Genomic DNA, 16,365 nt, shown 5'->3' with positions numbered 1-16,365 from the left:
GTGATCGAAGAGCAGTCCGGCCCCGCCGCCACCGAGTGGCGGCGGGGCCGCCGTCTCGGCGTCGACCTCGGCAAGGCCCGCATCGGCGTCGCCGTGTGCGATCCCGACGGCATCCTGGCCACCCCGGTGACGACCGTCCGTCGCGACATGCGGACCGGCGGCGAGGAGATACCGAACGATATTCGCGAACTCGCGGAAATCGTCGCGGATTACGATGTGGTCGAGATCGTCGTCGGTCTACCCGTTACCCTTTCGGGTGAGGAGGGGTTGGCCGCCGAACACACCCGGACCTGGGTGGAACGGTTTGCCGACCGAGTCTCCCCCGTGCCGGTTACTCTGACCGACGAGCGGCTCACCACGGCCGTCGCCACCCGCAGACTCCATGAGGGGGGCGTCCGCGGCAAGCGGAAGCGCTCCGTCGTCGACCAAGCCGCCGCGGTGGAGATCCTCCAGCAATGGTTGGATCAGCGGCGGAGGAAATGACGCACCATGCTCGGCGACCTTGACTCGCAGGAACACGCAGACGCGCCGAGGCGGCACCGCCGTCGGGAATCGGGAAGCTCGCTCATCGCCATGACCCTCGTCGTGGTCCTGTTCGGCGTTCTCGGCATCGGCGGATGGTGGGCCTACAACAACGTGGTCAAGGAGTTCTTCACCGTCGCCGACTACGAGGGCACCGGCAACGGCACGGTCGTCACCGTCGAAGTCAAAGAAGGCATGTTCGTCTCCGACATCGGCAACGCCCTCTACGAAGCCGGCGTCGTCGCCTCGGCCAAGGCCTTCGTCAACGCCTCCGAGGAGGACGACGACTCGGGCACCAACATCCAACCGGGCATCTACGAGCTGCAAGAGGAGATGTCGGGCGCCGCGGCGCTGGAAGTCCTCATCAACCCAGAGAACCGGCTGGTCAACGCCTTCACCGTCGTCGAAGGCAAGACCACCTTCGAAATCTACGAAGAGCTCTTCGAATTCACCGGCATCCCGGTCGAGGAGTTCGAGGCCGCGGCCGAAGACCCGGTCGCGCTCGGCGTGCCGCAGTTCTGGTTCGAGAACTTCGAGACCGACCAGGAGGTCTCCCTTGAGGGCTTCCTGTTCCCGGCCACCTACGAGATCGACGAGGAAGCGGACGCCGCGCAGATCCTCGGCCAGATGGTCGCCAAGTTCAACCAGGTCATCGAGCAGATGGGTTTCGTCGACACCGTCCGAAACGACCTCGGCGTCGAGCCGTGGATGGCCCTCCAGATCGCCGCGATCATCCAGGCCGAATCCGGCCACCCCGACGACGACCCCAAGATCGCGCGCGTGCTCTACAACCGGCTCTACGCCGACCACGCCGTCGCCGAGCTCGGCTGCAACTGCATGGGCTCGGAGGCCATCTGGAACTACGGCCGCGAATTCGAGGGCCTCGACCCCATCACCTCGGGGGAGATGACCGGCAACGAGATGTGGGACGCGGACAACCGCTGGGCCGCCAGCGTCCACGAGGGCTACTTCCCGACCCCCATCGGCAACCCAGGGGAGGCGGCGCTGACCGGCGCCATGCGGCCGTCCTCGGCCGACAACAAGTGGCTGTACTTCGTCACCGCCTACGAGGACGGCACCGCCATCTTCTCCGACACGCTGGAAGAGCACAACGAGGGCACCAGGATCGCCGAGGAGAACGGGATTCAGTGATGCAGGCAGCCGTCCTCGGCAAACCGGTCGAACACTCCCTGTCGCCGGCGATCCACAACGCCGGCTACGAGGCCGCCGGACTTCGCGACTGGACCTACACCCGCCACGAATGCGACGAGCCGGCGCTCGCCAAGTTCGTCGACGACCTCGACGACACCTGGGCCGGGCTCTCGCTCACCATGCCGCTCAAAGAAATCGCCGTCGTCGTCGCCGACGAGGCGACCGCTACAGCCGAAGCCCTCGGCGCCGCCAACACGCTCGTGCTGCGCGACGGCAGACGCCGGGCCGACAACACCGACGCACCCGGCATCGTCGACGCGCTCGCGGAGATCGGCATGGAAACCGCCGACGAGGTCGCCGTCCTCGGCGCCGGCGGCACCGCGCGCGCCGCGCTCGGCGCCGCCGCGCAACTGGGCGCCGGAGCCGTCACCGTCTTCGCCAGACGCCGCGAAGCGGTGCTCGAGCTCGAACCGGTCGCCGAACGCCTCGGCCTCGAGCTGCGCTCGGCGAGCTGGGACGAGGCCGTCATCGCCGGACGCAGCGACCTGGTCGTTTCCACAGTCCCCAAGGGAGTGACCGACCGCATGCGGATCGACTGGCGGCCCGGCGCCGTGCTGTTCGACGTCGTCTACGACCCCTGGCCCACGCCGCTGGCCGCCCAGGCCGAGCGGGAAGGCGCGCGCGTCCTCGACGGGCTCGCGCTCCTGCTCGCCCAGGCCGTGCGCCAATGGACCCAGTTCACCGGCATCGAACCGGCCCCTGTGGAGGCCATGCGCAAGGCGCTCTACCAGGCCGCGAAACGGCAGTGAACCGGCCGGTCCTCCTCTTCGACGGCGACTGCGGGTTCTGCACCGCCTGCGCGCGCTTCGTCGAACGGCACATCCGGACCGAAGCCGAGATCCGGCCCTGGCAGCGCACCGACCTCCGCGCGCTCGGCATCGACCGGCAGGACGCCGAAGCGGCCGTCCAATGGGTCGGCCCCGACCGGACCGCGGCCGGACCCGACGCCATCGCCGCGCTTCTGCGCCGCGCCCAGTGGTACTGGCGGCCACTGGGCCTGATCGGCTCGCTCCGCGGCGTCTCGCGCACAGCCTGGCCGGTCTACCGGTTCATCGCCCGCCACCGCCACCGCCTTCCCGGCGGCACCGCCGCCTGCTCGCTCCCGCAAGCCGAACGCGACCGCCGCGCGGAAAACCAGTAGCTCCCCGACACCGCGCGCGCTTATGGTCAGAAGATGCCGATCCTCCAGGCCGCCTCGCTGAGCAAACGCTTCCGCCGTCCCGACAAGGCGTCCGGCTTCAAAGGCGCGCTCAAACACCTCGCCCAGCGCAAGTACAAGAACTTCACGGCCGTGGACGGCATCGACCTCGAGATCGACGCCGGCGAGTCGGTCGCCTACGTCGGCCCCAACGGCGCCGGCAAGTCGACCACCGTCAAACTCCTGACCGGCATCCTCGAACCCACCGAAGGCACCGTCCGCGTCATGGGCCGCGACCCGCACGCCGAGCGCATCGCCAACGCGCACGACATCGGCGTCCTCTTCGGCCAGCGGACGCAGCTGTGGTGGGACCTGCCGGTCGAAGAGAGCCTGAAGCTCCTCAAGCACATGTACGGCGTCTCCGAAACCGACTACCGGGCCCGCATCGAGCGGTTCGACGAGCTGCTCGGCCTCGGCGAGTTCATGCCCGCGCTCGCCCGCACCCTCTCGCTCGGCCAGCGCATGCGCGCCGACCTCGCCTGCGCGCTCATCCACAACCCCAAGATGGTCTACCTCGACGAACCCACCATCGGCCTCGACATCTCCGTCAAGGACCGCCTGCGCACCTTCCTGCGCCGACTCGCCGACGACGGCATCACCCTGCTGCTGACCAGCCACGACCTGGCCGACATCGAGGAGGTATGCGAACGGATCGTCGTCCTCGACCAGGGCAGGATCGCCTACGACGGCCCCATCGACGAACTCAAGGGCCGCTACATCACCACCAAGGCCGTCACCCTCGTCCTCGACGCTCCGGCGGACATCGAAGCGCTGTCGGTCAAGTTCGCCGACTACGAATGGTCCGCCGGCCAGGCCGCCAGCGAAGTGGTCGCGACCTACGAGACCGGCCGGTTCAGCACCGCCGAAGTCCTCGGCGACCTCACCGAGCACCTCCGCCCGCGCGACCTCTCGCTGAGCGAACCGAACATCGAGGACGTGATCCGCCGCCTGTACGCCGGAGAGCTCGCACAGTGATCGACCCGCGCCCCTCGAGCGCCACCCGCCCCGCATCGAAGCGGCGAGGCCGCACCCACTCCTTCGCCGTCGACCGGGCCCTGGCGCTGATCGCGATCAGGCGACGCCTGGCCTACAAAGCCACGTTCCTCATCGGCCTCTCCCTCGGCGGCGGCGGCCTCCTCGTCAGCCTCGCGCTGTGGAGCCACCTGATAGGCAACGGCGAACTCGGCGGCTACGACTGGGCCGCGATGCGCGCCTACCTCATCATCGCCTTCCTCACCGCCACCATCGTCTTCGGCGCCGCCGACTGGTACATCGCCGACCGCATCCTCGACGGCCTGGTCGCGATCGACCTGACCAGACCCGTCGACTTCCAGCGCGCCAGGGCCGCCGAGTTCATCGGGTCGATGATCGCCACCTTCCCGACAGCGCTGGTCGGCGGCATCGGCGCCTGGCTGCTGTTCGACCCGCCCGGACCGGTCACGGCGCTGGCGGGCGCCCTGACCGCGCTCAGCATCGTGATCGTCCTCCCTCTCGGCTTCGGACTGGTCTACCTGTCGACGATGGTCTGCTTCTGGACCAAGCGCTACCTGGGCATCATGTGGGCACGCGAAGCGCTGCTCGCCTTCTTCTCGGGGATGATGGTGCCGCTGGCACTCATGCCCGGATGGCTCCAGGCCGTCTCCTGGAGTCTGCCGTTCCCGCACTTCACCACGACGCCGTCGAGCATCTACCTCGGACGGGTCGACACGGCCGGAGCGCTCGGACTCATCGCCGCCGAGCTGGCATGGGCGGTCGGCCTGTGGGTGGGCGCGCGCCTGCTGTGGAGCCGCGCGGTCAAGAAGGTAACGATCCACGGAGGATGAATGCGCCACGCCGCAGCCGTTTACCGGAAGTCACTGGTCGCCCATTTGAGGTCCACCATGGAGTACCCGGCCGACTTCTGGATCATGGCCTCGGCCGGGGCCCTCTGGCAGGTCCTGGCCTTCGCCTTCATCACGGTCCTGTTCGCCAACGTCCCCTCGGTCGCCGGCTGGGGCTACCACGAGATGCTCGTCCTCACCGGATTCCTCAACCTCTCGGGCGCCTCGACGGCGCTGTTCTGGGACGGCATATGGAGCACCCCGACGATGATCGTCAAGGGGGACATGGACTACCGGATCACCCGGCCCGCGCCCGTGATCATCCAGGTCGCCTCCGCTCACATCGGCATGCAGGCGTTCGGCGAGCTGACCATGGGCGCGGCGATGCTGATCTACGGTTGGATCGGCGCGGGTCTGAACCCGATGCTGATCCCGCTCGCGCTGCTGCTGCTCGCCGTCGCCGTGGTATTCCAGTGCTCATTCCTGACCGTCATGTGCGCCATCGGGTTCTGGGTCAAGGGCCACTTCCCCTCCTTCGCCTGGGTCGCCGGAGACCTCCAATTCGAAGTCATGCGATTCCCGCTGGGCATCTACCCGGCAGCCGTGCGAGTCCTGGTGACCTTCGTGCTGCCGTTCGCCTTCGCCAGCTTCATCCCCGTGCAGATACTGATCGGAGAGCGCTCCGCGTGGTGGCTGGCCGGACCGGTGGCCGCGGCCGCGGCCATGGTCGCGATCATGCTCGCCGTCTTCCACGCGGGCCTGCGCAACTACGACTCCTCGGGGCACTGAAGCGGCCGGGCCCACGCGATGGACCCCTTTTCCAGAACGGCCGGCGCCGCTCCCGGGACCGCGCGGAAAATGCCTTGCGCCGGAGACAGGGCCTCCGCTACGGTCGATCCGGTCGCCCCGAGTGCATCGAAGTGGCGGGGCCGAACGCGTCTGGAGGTGAGTACTGATGGTTGTCACCGTGTTTCGTCATGCCGTGAGTACCAGTTCACCTCCCGTCGGCGCGCCCTGATCCTCTGACGCGTGCCGCCGGATTCCGCACAGGAGTAACCGCAGTGGCACGCAAGCCCAACAGCACTTCCACCTTCGAATCCACTCGTCGCCGCAAACGGCTCGACGAGGACGAGATCTTCTCACCCGAGGAGCAGGCCCGCTTCGAAGCGATGCGCTCCGAGGACGTCGACGACGCCCCGGCCGACGACCTGCCGCCCACCGGCGACCGGTGGTCGATCTGGGACCAGTCCGAACCGCTCCAGCGCGGGCCGGAGCCGTGGCCCGACTGGGTCATCACCGACCTCGGCGCCGTCGACTACGAGCTCGGCGTCCTCAAGACCGGCAAGGAGGCCGACGTCTTCCTCATCGAGCGGGCCGTTCCGGGCACCGACCGCTCGACGCTCATGGCCGCCAAACGCTACCGCTCGGCCGAGCACACCCAGTTCAACCGCGCCGGCGACTACACCGCCGGGCGCTCGGCGCGCCGCTCCCGCGACCGCCGCGCCATGGAGCGCCGGACGCGGTTCGGCCTCGAACAGGCCGCGGGCCGCTGGGCCGCCGCCGAGTTCGACGCGCTCAAGTCGCTTCACGAGGCCGGAGTGGCGGTGCCCTACCCGGTGCAGGTCCTCGGCACCGAAGTGATCATGGAGTTCATAGGCGAGGGCCGCGCCGCCGCCCCGCGCCTGGCCGAGACCCGGCCCGACGAACCCGAACTCGACGCCCTCTGGGAGCAGGCCTGCGAGAGCCTGCGGCTCATGGTCGAGCAGGGCTACACCCACGGCGACCTCTCGGCGTACAACACCGTCGTCCACGACGGCCGCCTGGTGGTCCTGGACCTGCCCCAGATCGTCGACATCTACGCGAACCCCAAAGGCCTCGAATTCCTGAACCGCGACGTCGAGAACCTCGGCGGCTGGTTCACCGCCAGGGGACTGCCGCGCGAGGAGGTCGACGACCTGCTGACCGAACTGCTGGTCCTGGCCGGCGTGCTGTGAGCCGAAGACCCCGGAGGCGGCGGGACGCCGCCCCCGGGGCCTTCGTGCCCCGAACGGCTGTCCCAGGGCCGATATAGCCTTGTGCCCGTGAGCGTTGATTACCGTCCCGCCCCGGGCACCATTCCCACCGAGCCGGGGGTCTACCGCTTCCGGGACCGCGACCGGCGCGTCATCTACGTCGGCAAGGCCAAGAACCTCCGCAACCGCCTGAACTCGTACTTCGCCGACGAGACCCGGCTCCACGAGCGCACCCGCCGGATGGTCACCACCGCCCGCAGCGTCGAATGGACCGTCGTCGGCACCGAGGTCGAGGCCCTCCAACTCGAGTGGACCTGGATCAAGGAGTACGACCCCCGCTTCAACGTCATGTTCAAGGACGACAAGTCCTACCCGTGGCTCGCCGTCACCGTCGGCGACGAGTTCCCCCGCGCCCAGGTCATGCGCGGCGACCGCCGCAAAGGCGTGCGCTACTTCGGCCCCTTCGGCAGCGCCTGGGCCATCCGCCAGACCCTCGACCTGCTCACGCGGGTCTTCCCCATCCGGACCTGCTCGGACACCGAGTTCAAACGCTGCGGCCGCATCGGCCGCCCCAACCTGCTGGCCGACATCGGCAAATGCTCGGCCCCGTGCGTCGGCCGCATCTCCGCCGAGGAGTACCGCGAACTGGTGGACGGCTTCTGCTCCTTCATGGCCGGCGACACCGCCCCGGTCCGCCGGCGGCTCCTCGCCGAGATGCAGGCCGCCTCCGAGTCCCTCGACTTCGAGAGGGCCGCGCGCCTGCGCGACGACCTCGCCGCCCTCGACAAAGTCCTCGAACAGCAGGTCGTCGTCCTCGCCGACGACGTCGACTGCGACGTCATGGCCGTCGCCGACGACGAGCTCCAGGCGGCCGTCCAGGTCTTCCACGTCCGCGGCGGGCGCATCCGCGGGCAGCGCGGCTGGGTCATCGACAAGGCCGAGCCGGTCGACCTGGCCGGCATCGTCGAGCGCTTCTGCACCCAGTTCTACGGCGAACTCGGCGAGGACGTGCCGCGCGAAGTCCTCGTCCCGGCCCTGCCGTCGGACGCCCCGGCCCTGACCGACTGGCTGTGCGAGAAGCGCGGCACCAAGGTCGACCTGCGGGTGCCGCGGCGCGGCGACAAGCGGGCGCTGGCCGAGACGGTCGAGAAGAACGCGAACGAGTCCCTGCAGCGGCACAAGCTCAAGCGGGCCGGCGACATCACCGCCCGCTCCAAGGCCCTCGAAGAGCTCGCCGACGCCCTCGAGCTGCCCGAGGCGCCGCTGCGCATCGAGTGCTACGACGTCTCCCAGTCCCAGGGCGACGACGTGGTCGCCTCGATGGTGGTCTTCGAGGACGGTCTGCCGCGCAAGAGCGAGTACCGCCGCTTCGTCATCAAGGGGGAGCGGAAGGACGACCTGGCCTCCCTCCAGGAGACGCTGCGCCGCCGCCTGTCGAAACTCCAGGAGCAGCCGACCGGTTCGCCGCTGGAGGAGGACGACCAGCCGCGCTCGGGTTTCCACTACCCGCCGCAGCTGCTCGTGGTCGACGGCGGGCGGCCGCAGGTCGCGGCCGCCGAGCAGGTGTTCGCCGAGCTGGGGATCGACACCGTCAACCTCGCCGGCCTCGCCAAGCGTCTCGAGGAGATCTGGCTGCCCGGCGAGGAGTACCCGGTGATCCTCTCCCGCACCTCTGAGGCCCTCTACCTCATGCAGCGCGTCCGAGACGAGGCCCACCGCTTCGCGATCTCCCTGCACCGCAACCGCCGCCGCAAGCGCATGAAGTACTCGGCGCTCGACGGCGTCCCGGGCCTCGGGGAGGCCAAGCGCAAGGCGCTGCTGCGGCGGTTCGGTTCGGTCAAGCGCATCAAGGAGGCCGACCGCGAGGATCTGGAGACCGTCCCGGGCGTCGGCCCGAAGCTCGCCGAAGCAGTCCTGTCACACCTGCGTAATCCCGAGGACAACGGCGATTGAGACCCGCGTGGTAGCAATGCTGGAGTCAGACGGCACGGCCGGGCCGCGGATCCGGCAAGATCAACCTCGGGAATACTTAACGTTATGAATGTGGCAGTTGAGCAGTCTGCGGCCGGCGAGCGGAGCGAACTCGACCTGGTCATCGTCACGGGCATCTCCGGCGGGGGACGCTCGACGGTGGCGCGCGCCCTGGAGAACGTCGGCTACTACGTCGTCGACAACCTCCCCGAGTCGCTGGTGGCGCAGGCCGCCGAGCTGGCCGCGGCGGGCGGCCCGGAGACCAGGCGCACCGCGATGGTCCTCGACGTGCGGTCGCGCGCCTTCATGACCGACCTGGTCGGTGTCATAGAAGACCTGCGCAAGGCCGGGTTCAAGCCGCACATGGTGTTCGTCGACGCCGACGACGACGTGATCATCCGCCGCTTCGAGAAGGTCCGGCGCGCCCACCCGCTCCAAGGCGACGGCCTGCTCGGCGACGGCATCGCCGCCGAGCGGCGGCTGCTGGAGCCGGCGCGGCTCTCGGCCGACACGCTCTTCGACACCACGCACCTCAACGAGAACCAGCTGCGCGCCCGGGTCGAGGAGGCGTTCCTGGCGCCCTCCACCCCCGGCCTGCAGTTCACCTGCTTGTCGTTCGGTTTCAAGTACGGCATCCCGCGCGATGCCGACTACGTCGCTGACGTACGATTCCTTCCCAACCCGTACTGGGTGCCGAGTCTGCGCGACCACACCGGAACCGACGGCGAAGTGTCGGGGTACGTCCTCTCGCAGGAGGGCGCCGAGGAGTTCGTCGAGGCCTATGCCGGTCTCCTCCTGGGCACCACTCAAGGCTTCGAGCGGGAGGGCAAGCGGTACATGACGATCGCGATCGGATGCACCGGCGGCAAGCACCGCAGCGTGGCCATCGCCGAGGCACTGGCGAAGCGCTTGAGCGCGGCCGGGTTCCCCGCCAACACCCATCACCGCGACAGAGGGAACGAATAACGCATGAGGAAAGTCGTCGCTTTCGGCGGCGGTAGGGGTCTGTCGGCCTCGCTGCGAGCGCTCACCCGGCTCGACATCGATCTGACGGCCGTGGTGACCGTCGCCGACGACGGCGGCTCTTCGGGGATCATCCGCAGATCCCGGCCGATCCTCCCTCCCGGGGACCTGCGCAAAGCCCTCGTGGCCACCGCCGATCCCGACCGCGCGGCGGCGACGCAGCTGTTCTCGCACCGCTTCGACGGCTCGGACTTCCTCGCCGGTCACCCGGTCGGCAACATCGTCCTCGCCTCACTGCTGGAGCGCCGCTCCAACCCGGTGGCGGCGCTCGAGGAGGCCGCCGAGCTCGTCGGCAGCCGCGCCCGGATCCTGCCGATGTCGTGCGAGCCGCTGCACATCGAGGCGGACCTGGCCGAAGGCTCGGGCGTGCGCACCATCGTCGGCCAGCACGACGTGGCCGTCGCCGACGGCGAGGTCACCTCCGTCCGGCTGCTGCCGGCGGACGCGACCGCCTGCCCCGAGACGCTGGAGGCGGTGGCCGAGGCCGACTGGCACGTCTTCGGCCCCGGCTCCTGGTACACCAGCGTGATCCCGCACCTGCTGCTGCCGGAGCTCCGCGAGGCCATAGCGGCGGCCGGCGCCCGCCGAGTCGTGGTGCTCAACCTCTCAGAGGAGAAGGAGACCGACGGGCTCAGCCTCGCCGGCCACCTCGAGGCGCTCGGTCGTTACGCGGAGGGTGTTCGGTTTCACTACGTCGTCTCGGGCGACACCCGAACCCTGGATGACCCCGGTTCGTTGAACAGTGCGGCACAATCGTTGCAGGCGGAGTTGGTCGCGGCGGACCTCGCCGCGGACGTCGTCACCCACGACGTGGCCGCACTCGCCGCCGTTCTGGGAAATCTGCTCGTCGAAGATGGTGGTTAGCGAATGGCGATGACCTCGGAGGTCAAGGACGAACTCAGTCGGATAGAGGTCACGAAGTCCTGTTGCCAGCGCGCCGAGCTCGGCGCGCTGTTCCGGTTCGCCGGCGGGCTCCACCTGGTCGGCGGCGCCAACGTCGTCGTCGAGGCCGAAGTCGACGCCGGAAACGTCGCGCGCCGCGCCAAGCGCATGATCAACGAGCTCTACCACTACGACTCCGAAATCCACGTGCTGGTCGCCGCGGGTCTGCGCCGCACGAACCACTACCTGCTGCGCGTCATGGCCGACGGGCAGGCCCTGGCCCGCCAGATCGGCCTGACCGACCAGCGCGGCTACCCGGTCCGCGGCCTCCCGGCCCACGTCGTCGGCGCCTACCCGTGCTGCGCCGAGGCGGCCTGGCGCGGCGCCCTGCTGGCCCGCGGCTCGCTCACCGAGCCGGGCCGGTCCTCCTCGCTGGAAGTCACCTGTCCCGGCCCGGAGACGGCGCTGGCCCTGGTCGGGGCCGCCCGCCGCCTCGGCATCAGCGCCAAGTCCCGCGACGTGCGCGGGGTGGACCGCGTGGTCATCCGCGACGGCGACGCCATCGGCGAGCTGCTCACGAGGCTCGGGGCGCACAGCTCGGTCCTGACCTGGGAGGAGCGGCGCGTGCGCCGCGAGGTGCGCGCCACCGCCAACCGCCTGGCGAACTTCGACGACGCGAACCTGCGCCGCTCGGCCCGCGCCGCCGTGGCCGCCGCCGCGAAGGTCACCAGGGCCCTGGAGATCCTCGGCGACGACGTGCCCGACCACCTGGCGAGCGCCGGACGGCTCCGGCTGGAGCACCGCCAAGCCTCCCTGGAGGAGCTCGGCGCCCTGGCCGACCCGCCGTTGACGAAGGACGCGATCGCCGGCCGGATCCGGCGCCTCATCAACATGGCCGCGAAGCGCGCGGCGGACCAGGGCGTCCCCGGACCGGACGAGGCCGTGGCCGAAGAAGAGGCGCTGGCGGCCTGACAATGCCGTGCGCTCGTCTGACAGCGCTTTCTTAACCGCGATGTCATGCCGCTGTGGCGAGTGTGACATGATCGGGAAGTCCCGCCATCGAACGCGCTCGCAGCGCGTAGCGGTAGGGTCAAAGAGTGCTCGGCGACGAGGCCGAACAGCGCGATCTGTTCCACCGTCGCTCTTCGGATGAAATGAACGGATCGCTCAGTCAGAGATATTCACCTTCTGTTCTTAGCGAGGAGATGGGCACGTGACCATCCGCGTTGGTGTCAACGGCTTCGGCCGTATCGGCCGCAACTTCTTCCGGGCGGTTCTCGCCTCCGAGGCCGATGTCGAAGTGGTCGCTTTCAACGACCTCGGCGACACCGAGACCATTGCACACCTGCTCAAGTACGACAGCATCCTCGGCCGCCTGCCGTACGAGGTCAAGGTCGGTTCCGGTGAGCTCACCGTGAACGGCAAGACCATCAAGGCGTTCGCCGAGCGCGACCCGGCCAACCTCCCGTGGGGCGAGGTCGGCGCCGACGTCGTCATCGAGTCCACCGGCTTCTTCACCGACGGCACGAAGGCCTCGGCGCACCTCGAGGGCGGCGCCAAGAAGGTCATCATCTCCGCCCCGGCGAAGAACGAGGACATCACCGTCGTCATGGGCGTGAACGACGACAAGTACGACGCCGAGAAGCACAACATCATCTCGAACGCGTCCTGCACCACCAACTGCCTGGCGCCCATGGCCAAGGTCATCAACGACGCCATCGGCATCAACAAGGGCCTGATGACGACCATCCACGCCTACACGCAGGACCAGAGCCTGCAGGACGGCCCCCACAAGGACCTGCGTCGCGCCCGCGCCGCGGCCCTGAACGTGGTGCCGACCTCCACCGGCGCGGCCAAGGCCGTCGGCCTGGTGCTGCCCGAGCTCAACGGCAAGCTCGACGGCTTCGCCATGCGCGTCCCGATCGCCACCGGCTCCGCGACCGACCTCACCTTCGAGGCCGCCCGCGAGACCACCGCCGACGAGGTCAACGGCGCGCTCAAGGCCGCCGCCGACGGGCCGCTCAAGGGCATCCTGTCCTACACCGAGGACCCGATCGTCTCCAAGGACATCGAGACCGACCCGCACTCGTGCATCATCGACGGTCAGCTGACCAAGGTGATCGACGGCAACCAGGTCAAGGTCGTCGGCTGGTACGACAACGAGTGGGGCTTCTCCAACCGCCTCGTCAGCCTCGTCGAGCTGGTCGGCTAGCAGTCACATGAAAACTCTCGACGAACTCCTGAAGGAGGGCGTCAACGGTCGGCGCGTCCTCGTGCGCGCCGACCTCAACGTTCCTCTGGACGGCAAGAACATCACCGACGACGGCCGCATCCGCGCCGTCGCCCCGACCGTTGGAGCGCTCGCCGAGGCCGGCGCCCGCGTCGTGGTGTGCTCCCACCTGGGCCGCCCCAAGGGCGAACCGGACCCGGCGTTCTCGCTGGCCCCGGTGGCCCAGCGGCTCGGCGAGGTCCTCGACCGCGAGGTCGCCTTCGCGACCGACACCGTCGGCTCCGACGCCGAGTCCAAGGCGGTCGCCCAAGGCGACGGCGACGTGCTCGTCCTGGAGAACCTGCGCTTCAACAAGGGCGAGACCAGCAAGGACGACACCGAGCGGGCCGAGTTCGCCGGTCAGCTCGCCGCCTTCGGCGACCGCTACGTCGACGACGCCTTCGGCGCCGTCCACCGCAAGCACGCCTCGGTCTACGACGTCGCCAAGCTGCTCCCGCGCTACGCGGGCTGGCTCATCGCCAAAGAGGTCGACGTCCTCTCCAGGCTCACCGGCGAGCCCGAGCGCGAATACGTGGTCGTCCTCGGCGGCGCGAAGGTCTCCGACAAACTCGCGGTCATCGACAACCTGCTCGGCAAGGTCGACACGCTCATCGTCGGCGGCGGCATGGCCTACACCTTCCTGGCCGCCCAAGGCCACGAGGTCGGAGGCTCCCTGCTCGAGAAGGACCAGATCGAGACCTGCAGGAACTACCTGGCCCGGGCCGCCGAGCTCGGCGTCGAACTGCTGCTGCCGGTCGACACCGCGACCGCCGCCGAGTTCGCCGCCGACGCCGAACCGATCGTCGTCCCCGTCACCGAGATCCCGGCCGACCGCATGGGCCTCGACATCGGCCCCGAGTCGGCCGCGCTCTTCGCCGAGCGCATCGCGGCGGCCGGCACCGTGTTCTGGAACGGCCCGATGGGCGTCTTCGAGTTCCCCGACTACGCGCACGGCACCAAGGCCGTCGCGCAGGCGCTGGTCGACTCCGAGGCGTTCAGCGTCGTCGGCGGCGGCGACTCCGCCGCCGCGGTCCGCACCCTCGGCCTGCCCGAGGACGGGTTCGGTCACATCTCCACCGGCGGCGGCGCCAGCCTCGAGTACCTCGAAGGCAAGACCCTCCCCGGCCTCGACGCACTGGAGGAATCATGAGTGAGACCCGCAAGCCGCTCATCGCCGGCAACTGGAAGATGAACCTCAACCACCTCGAAGCGATCGCGCTGGTGCAGAAGCTGGCCTTCAGCCTCACACGCGAGCAGCTCGAAGCGGTCGAGACCGTCGTCCTGCCGCCGTTCGTCGACATCCGCAGCGTGCAGACCCTCGTCGACGGCGACAAGCTCCACATCGGCTACGGCGCCCAGGACATCTCGGCGCACCCCTCCGGCGCCTACACCGGCGAGATCGCCGGCTCGATGCTGGCCAAGCTCGGCTGCTCCTACGCGACCGTGGGACACTCCGAGCGCCGCCAGTACCACGAGGAGTCCGACGAACTGGTCGGCGCCAAGGTTCGCCAGGCGCTCAACAACGGCATCAGCCCGATCCTGTGCGTCGGCGAGCCGCTGGAGGTCCGCGAGGCCGGAGACCACGTCACCCACACCGTCGGACAGCTCCTGGCCGCCGTCGACGGCCTGACCGAGGAAGAGCTCGCCAAGGTCGTCGTGGCCTACGAGCCGGTCTGGGCCATCGGGACCGGCCGCACGGCCACCCCCGAGGACGCCCAGGAGGTCATCGGCGCCGTCCGCTCCGCGCTGGCCGACAAGTTCGGCTCCGTGGCCGAGCGGGTCCGCGTCCTGTACGGCGGCTCCGTCAAATCGGTCAACATCGCCCAGATCATGGCCAAGCCCGACATCGACGGCGCGCTCGTCGGCGGCGCCAGCCTCGATGCCGAGGAGTTCGCCAAGATCATCCGCTTCCCCGAGCACACCAACGCCTGAGGAAGCCCGAGACTGTGGGGTCGCCGTACAAGGGCGTGCGGCGGCCCCGCACCTGCGAAGCCGTATGCGGCTTGCGTTAGACTCGTGGCCGGTTGCCCGCTACGCGGGCGTTCCGACCCGTTGGAGAGGACACCCGATCGCCGATGATGACGGTACTGACTTACGCCCTGCTGATCCTGCTGCTCGTCTCGAGCGGCGGTCTCATCCTGCTGGTGCTCCTGCACAAGGGCAAGGGCGGCGGCCTGTCGAGCATGTTCGGCGGCGGCATGTCGTCGGTCGCCTCCGGCTCCTCCGTGGCCGAGAAGAACCTCACGCGCATCACCATCGGCGTGGGCGTGATCTGGTTCGCCACCATCGTCGCCTACGGCCTGCTGCTGCGAGCGCTGGTCTAGACCCGAAGACTTCGACGGGCCCTGCGGAGCGCAGCTCTGCGGGGCCCGTTCGCGTTGCCGCGCAATAGAACAGTGAGTCGTTCCACCGCGTTCGCCGGAAGGCTCGGCCCCTCCGTGATGTTATGCCGGGTATGAAAGCCGTCATCATGCGCCGCTACGGCGGACCCGAGGAACTCGAAGTCGCGGACGTGCCCCGACCCGAGCACGGACCCGGCGAGGTCGTCATCGAACTCAAGGCCGCTTCGGTCAACCCCGTCGACTGGAAGATCGGCGCCGGCCGCTTCGACGCCCACATTCCCGGCGACTTCCCCCTTGCCCCGGGCTGGGACGGGGCGGGCACGGTCGTCGAAGTCGGCTCCGACGTCACCGAATACGCCGTCGGAGACGAGGTCTTCGGATACGTGCGCCGCCCGACCGTCAAGTGGGGCACGTACGCCGAGTACACGATCGCCGAACCGAACATGATCGCGCCGAAACCGGACAGGCTCGACTGGCCGTCGGCCGGCGGACTCGCTCTGGTCGGCCTCACCGCCGTGCAGACCCTCGACGCCGTCGGCGTGGGGGAGGGCGACACGGTGCTCGTCCACGCCGCCGCAGGCGGCGTCGGCTCGCTGGCCGTCCAGATCGCGGCGGCCCGCGGCGCCCGCGTCATCGGCACCGCCTCCCCGCGCAACCACGACTACCTGCGCGGATTCGGCGCCGAACCGGTCGAATACGGCGAGGGACTCCTCGACCGCCTCCGCGGCCTCGCCCCTTCGGGCGTCGACGCCGCGCTCGACGCGGTCGGCGGTGGCGAAGTGGAGCTCTCGATCGAAGCCGGGGCCGACCCGTCCCGCGTCGTATCGATCGCCGACCCGCGAGTGGAGGACAAGGGCGGCAAATACGTCTTCATCGAGGCCGACAGCGAGGACCTGCGCACGCTGACCGATCTGGTCGAATCGGGCCGGCTCTCGGTCCCGATCGCGGCGATCCACCCGCTCGAAGCGGCGGCACGGGCATGGAGGGAGAACCAGACCGGCCGGACCCGCGGAAAGATCATCCTCACGATCCCGTGACCGGCGCCGAGGCCCCGCGTTCGCGCGGGGCCCGGTCCGGGGCCCGCATCGACACGGCCCGTACACATGGCACACTC

17 protein-coding genes are annotated in these 16,365 nt (G+C 69.4%); all 17 read left to right on the top strand.

Annotated features, from left to right (window positions below):
• The 17 genes from ruvX (at position 1) to ACYVL2_RS13460 (ending at position 16,288) form a co-directional block, all read left to right on the top strand.
• Positions 1 to 483 carry a RuvX/YqgF family protein gene (ruvX, locus tag ACYVL2_RS13540; RefSeq protein ID WP_460544136.1) on the top strand — a complete coding sequence of 161 codons (483 nt, stop codon included), beginning with the start codon at positions 1 to 3 and terminating at the stop codon, positions 481 to 483.
• A gap of 90 nt (positions 484 to 573) precedes the next feature.
• Positions 574 to 1,674, top strand: coding sequence for an endolytic transglycosylase MltG (gene mltG, locus ACYVL2_RS13535; RefSeq protein ID WP_460544134.1), 1,101 nt, complete (start codon positions 574 to 576; stop codon positions 1,672 to 1,674).
• Complete coding sequence (locus tag ACYVL2_RS13530; RefSeq protein WP_460544243.1) at positions 1,674 to 2,483, top strand: shikimate dehydrogenase family protein; 810 nt, start codon at positions 1,674 to 1,676, stop codon at positions 2,481 to 2,483. The genes mltG and ACYVL2_RS13530 overlap by 1 nt, the downstream gene beginning before the upstream one ends.
• The gene (locus ACYVL2_RS13525; protein ID WP_460544132.1) at positions 2,480 to 2,875 is read left to right on the top strand and encodes a thiol-disulfide oxidoreductase DCC family protein; all 396 of its coding nucleotides are present in this window, start codon (positions 2,480 to 2,482) and stop codon (positions 2,873 to 2,875) included. The genes ACYVL2_RS13530 and ACYVL2_RS13525 overlap by 4 nt, the downstream gene beginning before the upstream one ends.
• A 33-nt stretch (positions 2,876 to 2,908) precedes the next feature.
• Complete coding sequence (locus tag ACYVL2_RS13520) at positions 2,909 to 3,907, top strand: ABC transporter ATP-binding protein (protein ID WP_460544130.1); 999 nt, start codon at positions 2,909 to 2,911, stop codon at positions 3,905 to 3,907.
• Entirely contained in the window at positions 3,904 to 4,755 is an 852-nt protein-coding gene (locus ACYVL2_RS13515; protein ID WP_460544128.1) for an ABC transporter permease, read from the top strand. The genes ACYVL2_RS13520 and ACYVL2_RS13515 overlap by 4 nt, the downstream gene beginning before the upstream one ends.
• Complete coding sequence (locus tag ACYVL2_RS13510) at positions 4,756 to 5,541, top strand: ABC transporter permease (RefSeq protein WP_460544126.1); 786 nt, start codon at positions 4,756 to 4,758, stop codon at positions 5,539 to 5,541.
• A gap of 272 nt (positions 5,542 to 5,813) precedes the next feature.
• Positions 5,814 to 6,746 carry a serine protein kinase RIO gene (locus ACYVL2_RS13505; RefSeq protein WP_460544124.1) on the top strand — a complete coding sequence of 311 codons (933 nt, stop codon included), beginning with the start codon at positions 5,814 to 5,816 and terminating at the stop codon, positions 6,744 to 6,746.
• A gap of 81 nt (positions 6,747 to 6,827) precedes the next feature.
• Entirely contained in the window at positions 6,828 to 8,717 is a 1,890-nt protein-coding gene (gene uvrC / locus ACYVL2_RS13500) for an excinuclease ABC subunit UvrC (RefSeq protein WP_460544122.1), read from the top strand.
• Positions 8,718 to 8,801: 84 nt separating this feature from the next.
• Positions 8,802 to 9,701 carry a RapZ family nucleotide-binding protein gene (rapZ, locus tag ACYVL2_RS13495; RefSeq protein WP_460544120.1) on the top strand — a complete coding sequence of 300 codons (900 nt, stop codon included), beginning with the start codon at positions 8,802 to 8,804 and terminating at the stop codon, positions 9,699 to 9,701.
• Between the two features lie 3 nt (positions 9,702 to 9,704).
• Complete coding sequence (locus ACYVL2_RS13490) at positions 9,705 to 10,622, top strand: gluconeogenesis factor YvcK family protein (RefSeq protein ID WP_460544118.1); 918 nt, start codon at positions 9,705 to 9,707, stop codon at positions 10,620 to 10,622.
• Positions 10,623 to 10,625: 3 nt separating this feature from the next.
• Positions 10,626 to 11,612, top strand: a complete 987-nt coding sequence (gene whiA / locus ACYVL2_RS13485; RefSeq protein WP_460544116.1) for a DNA-binding protein WhiA — start codon at positions 10,626 to 10,628, stop codon at positions 11,610 to 11,612.
• 241 nt (positions 11,613 to 11,853) lie between these two features.
• Entirely contained in the window at positions 11,854 to 12,852 is a 999-nt protein-coding gene (gene gap, locus ACYVL2_RS13480) for a type I glyceraldehyde-3-phosphate dehydrogenase (RefSeq protein ID WP_460544114.1), read from the top strand.
• Positions 12,853 to 12,859: 7 nt separating this feature from the next.
• A complete protein-coding gene (locus ACYVL2_RS13475) occupies positions 12,860 to 14,059 on the top strand; it encodes a phosphoglycerate kinase (protein WP_460544112.1) in 1,200 nt (399 codons plus the stop codon).
• Entirely contained in the window at positions 14,056 to 14,841 is a 786-nt protein-coding gene (tpiA, locus tag ACYVL2_RS13470; RefSeq protein WP_460544110.1) for a triose-phosphate isomerase family protein, read from the top strand. The genes ACYVL2_RS13475 and tpiA overlap by 4 nt, the downstream gene beginning before the upstream one ends.
• A gap of 146 nt (positions 14,842 to 14,987) precedes the next feature.
• The gene (secG, locus tag ACYVL2_RS13465) at positions 14,988 to 15,233 is read left to right on the top strand and encodes a preprotein translocase subunit SecG (protein ID WP_460544241.1); all 246 of its coding nucleotides are present in this window, start codon (positions 14,988 to 14,990) and stop codon (positions 15,231 to 15,233) included.
• 131 nt (positions 15,234 to 15,364) lie between these two features.
• Positions 15,365 to 16,288, top strand: a complete 924-nt coding sequence (locus ACYVL2_RS13460) for an NADP-dependent oxidoreductase (RefSeq protein WP_460544108.1) — start codon at positions 15,365 to 15,367, stop codon at positions 16,286 to 16,288.
• The last annotated feature ends 77 nt before the right edge of the window (positions 16,289 to 16,365 follow it).

This window comes from Glycomyces halotolerans, from assembly GCF_054779575.1.
The sequence above is the reverse complement of the archived record's forward strand: the minus strand, read 5'-3'. Positions and strand labels throughout refer to the sequence as shown.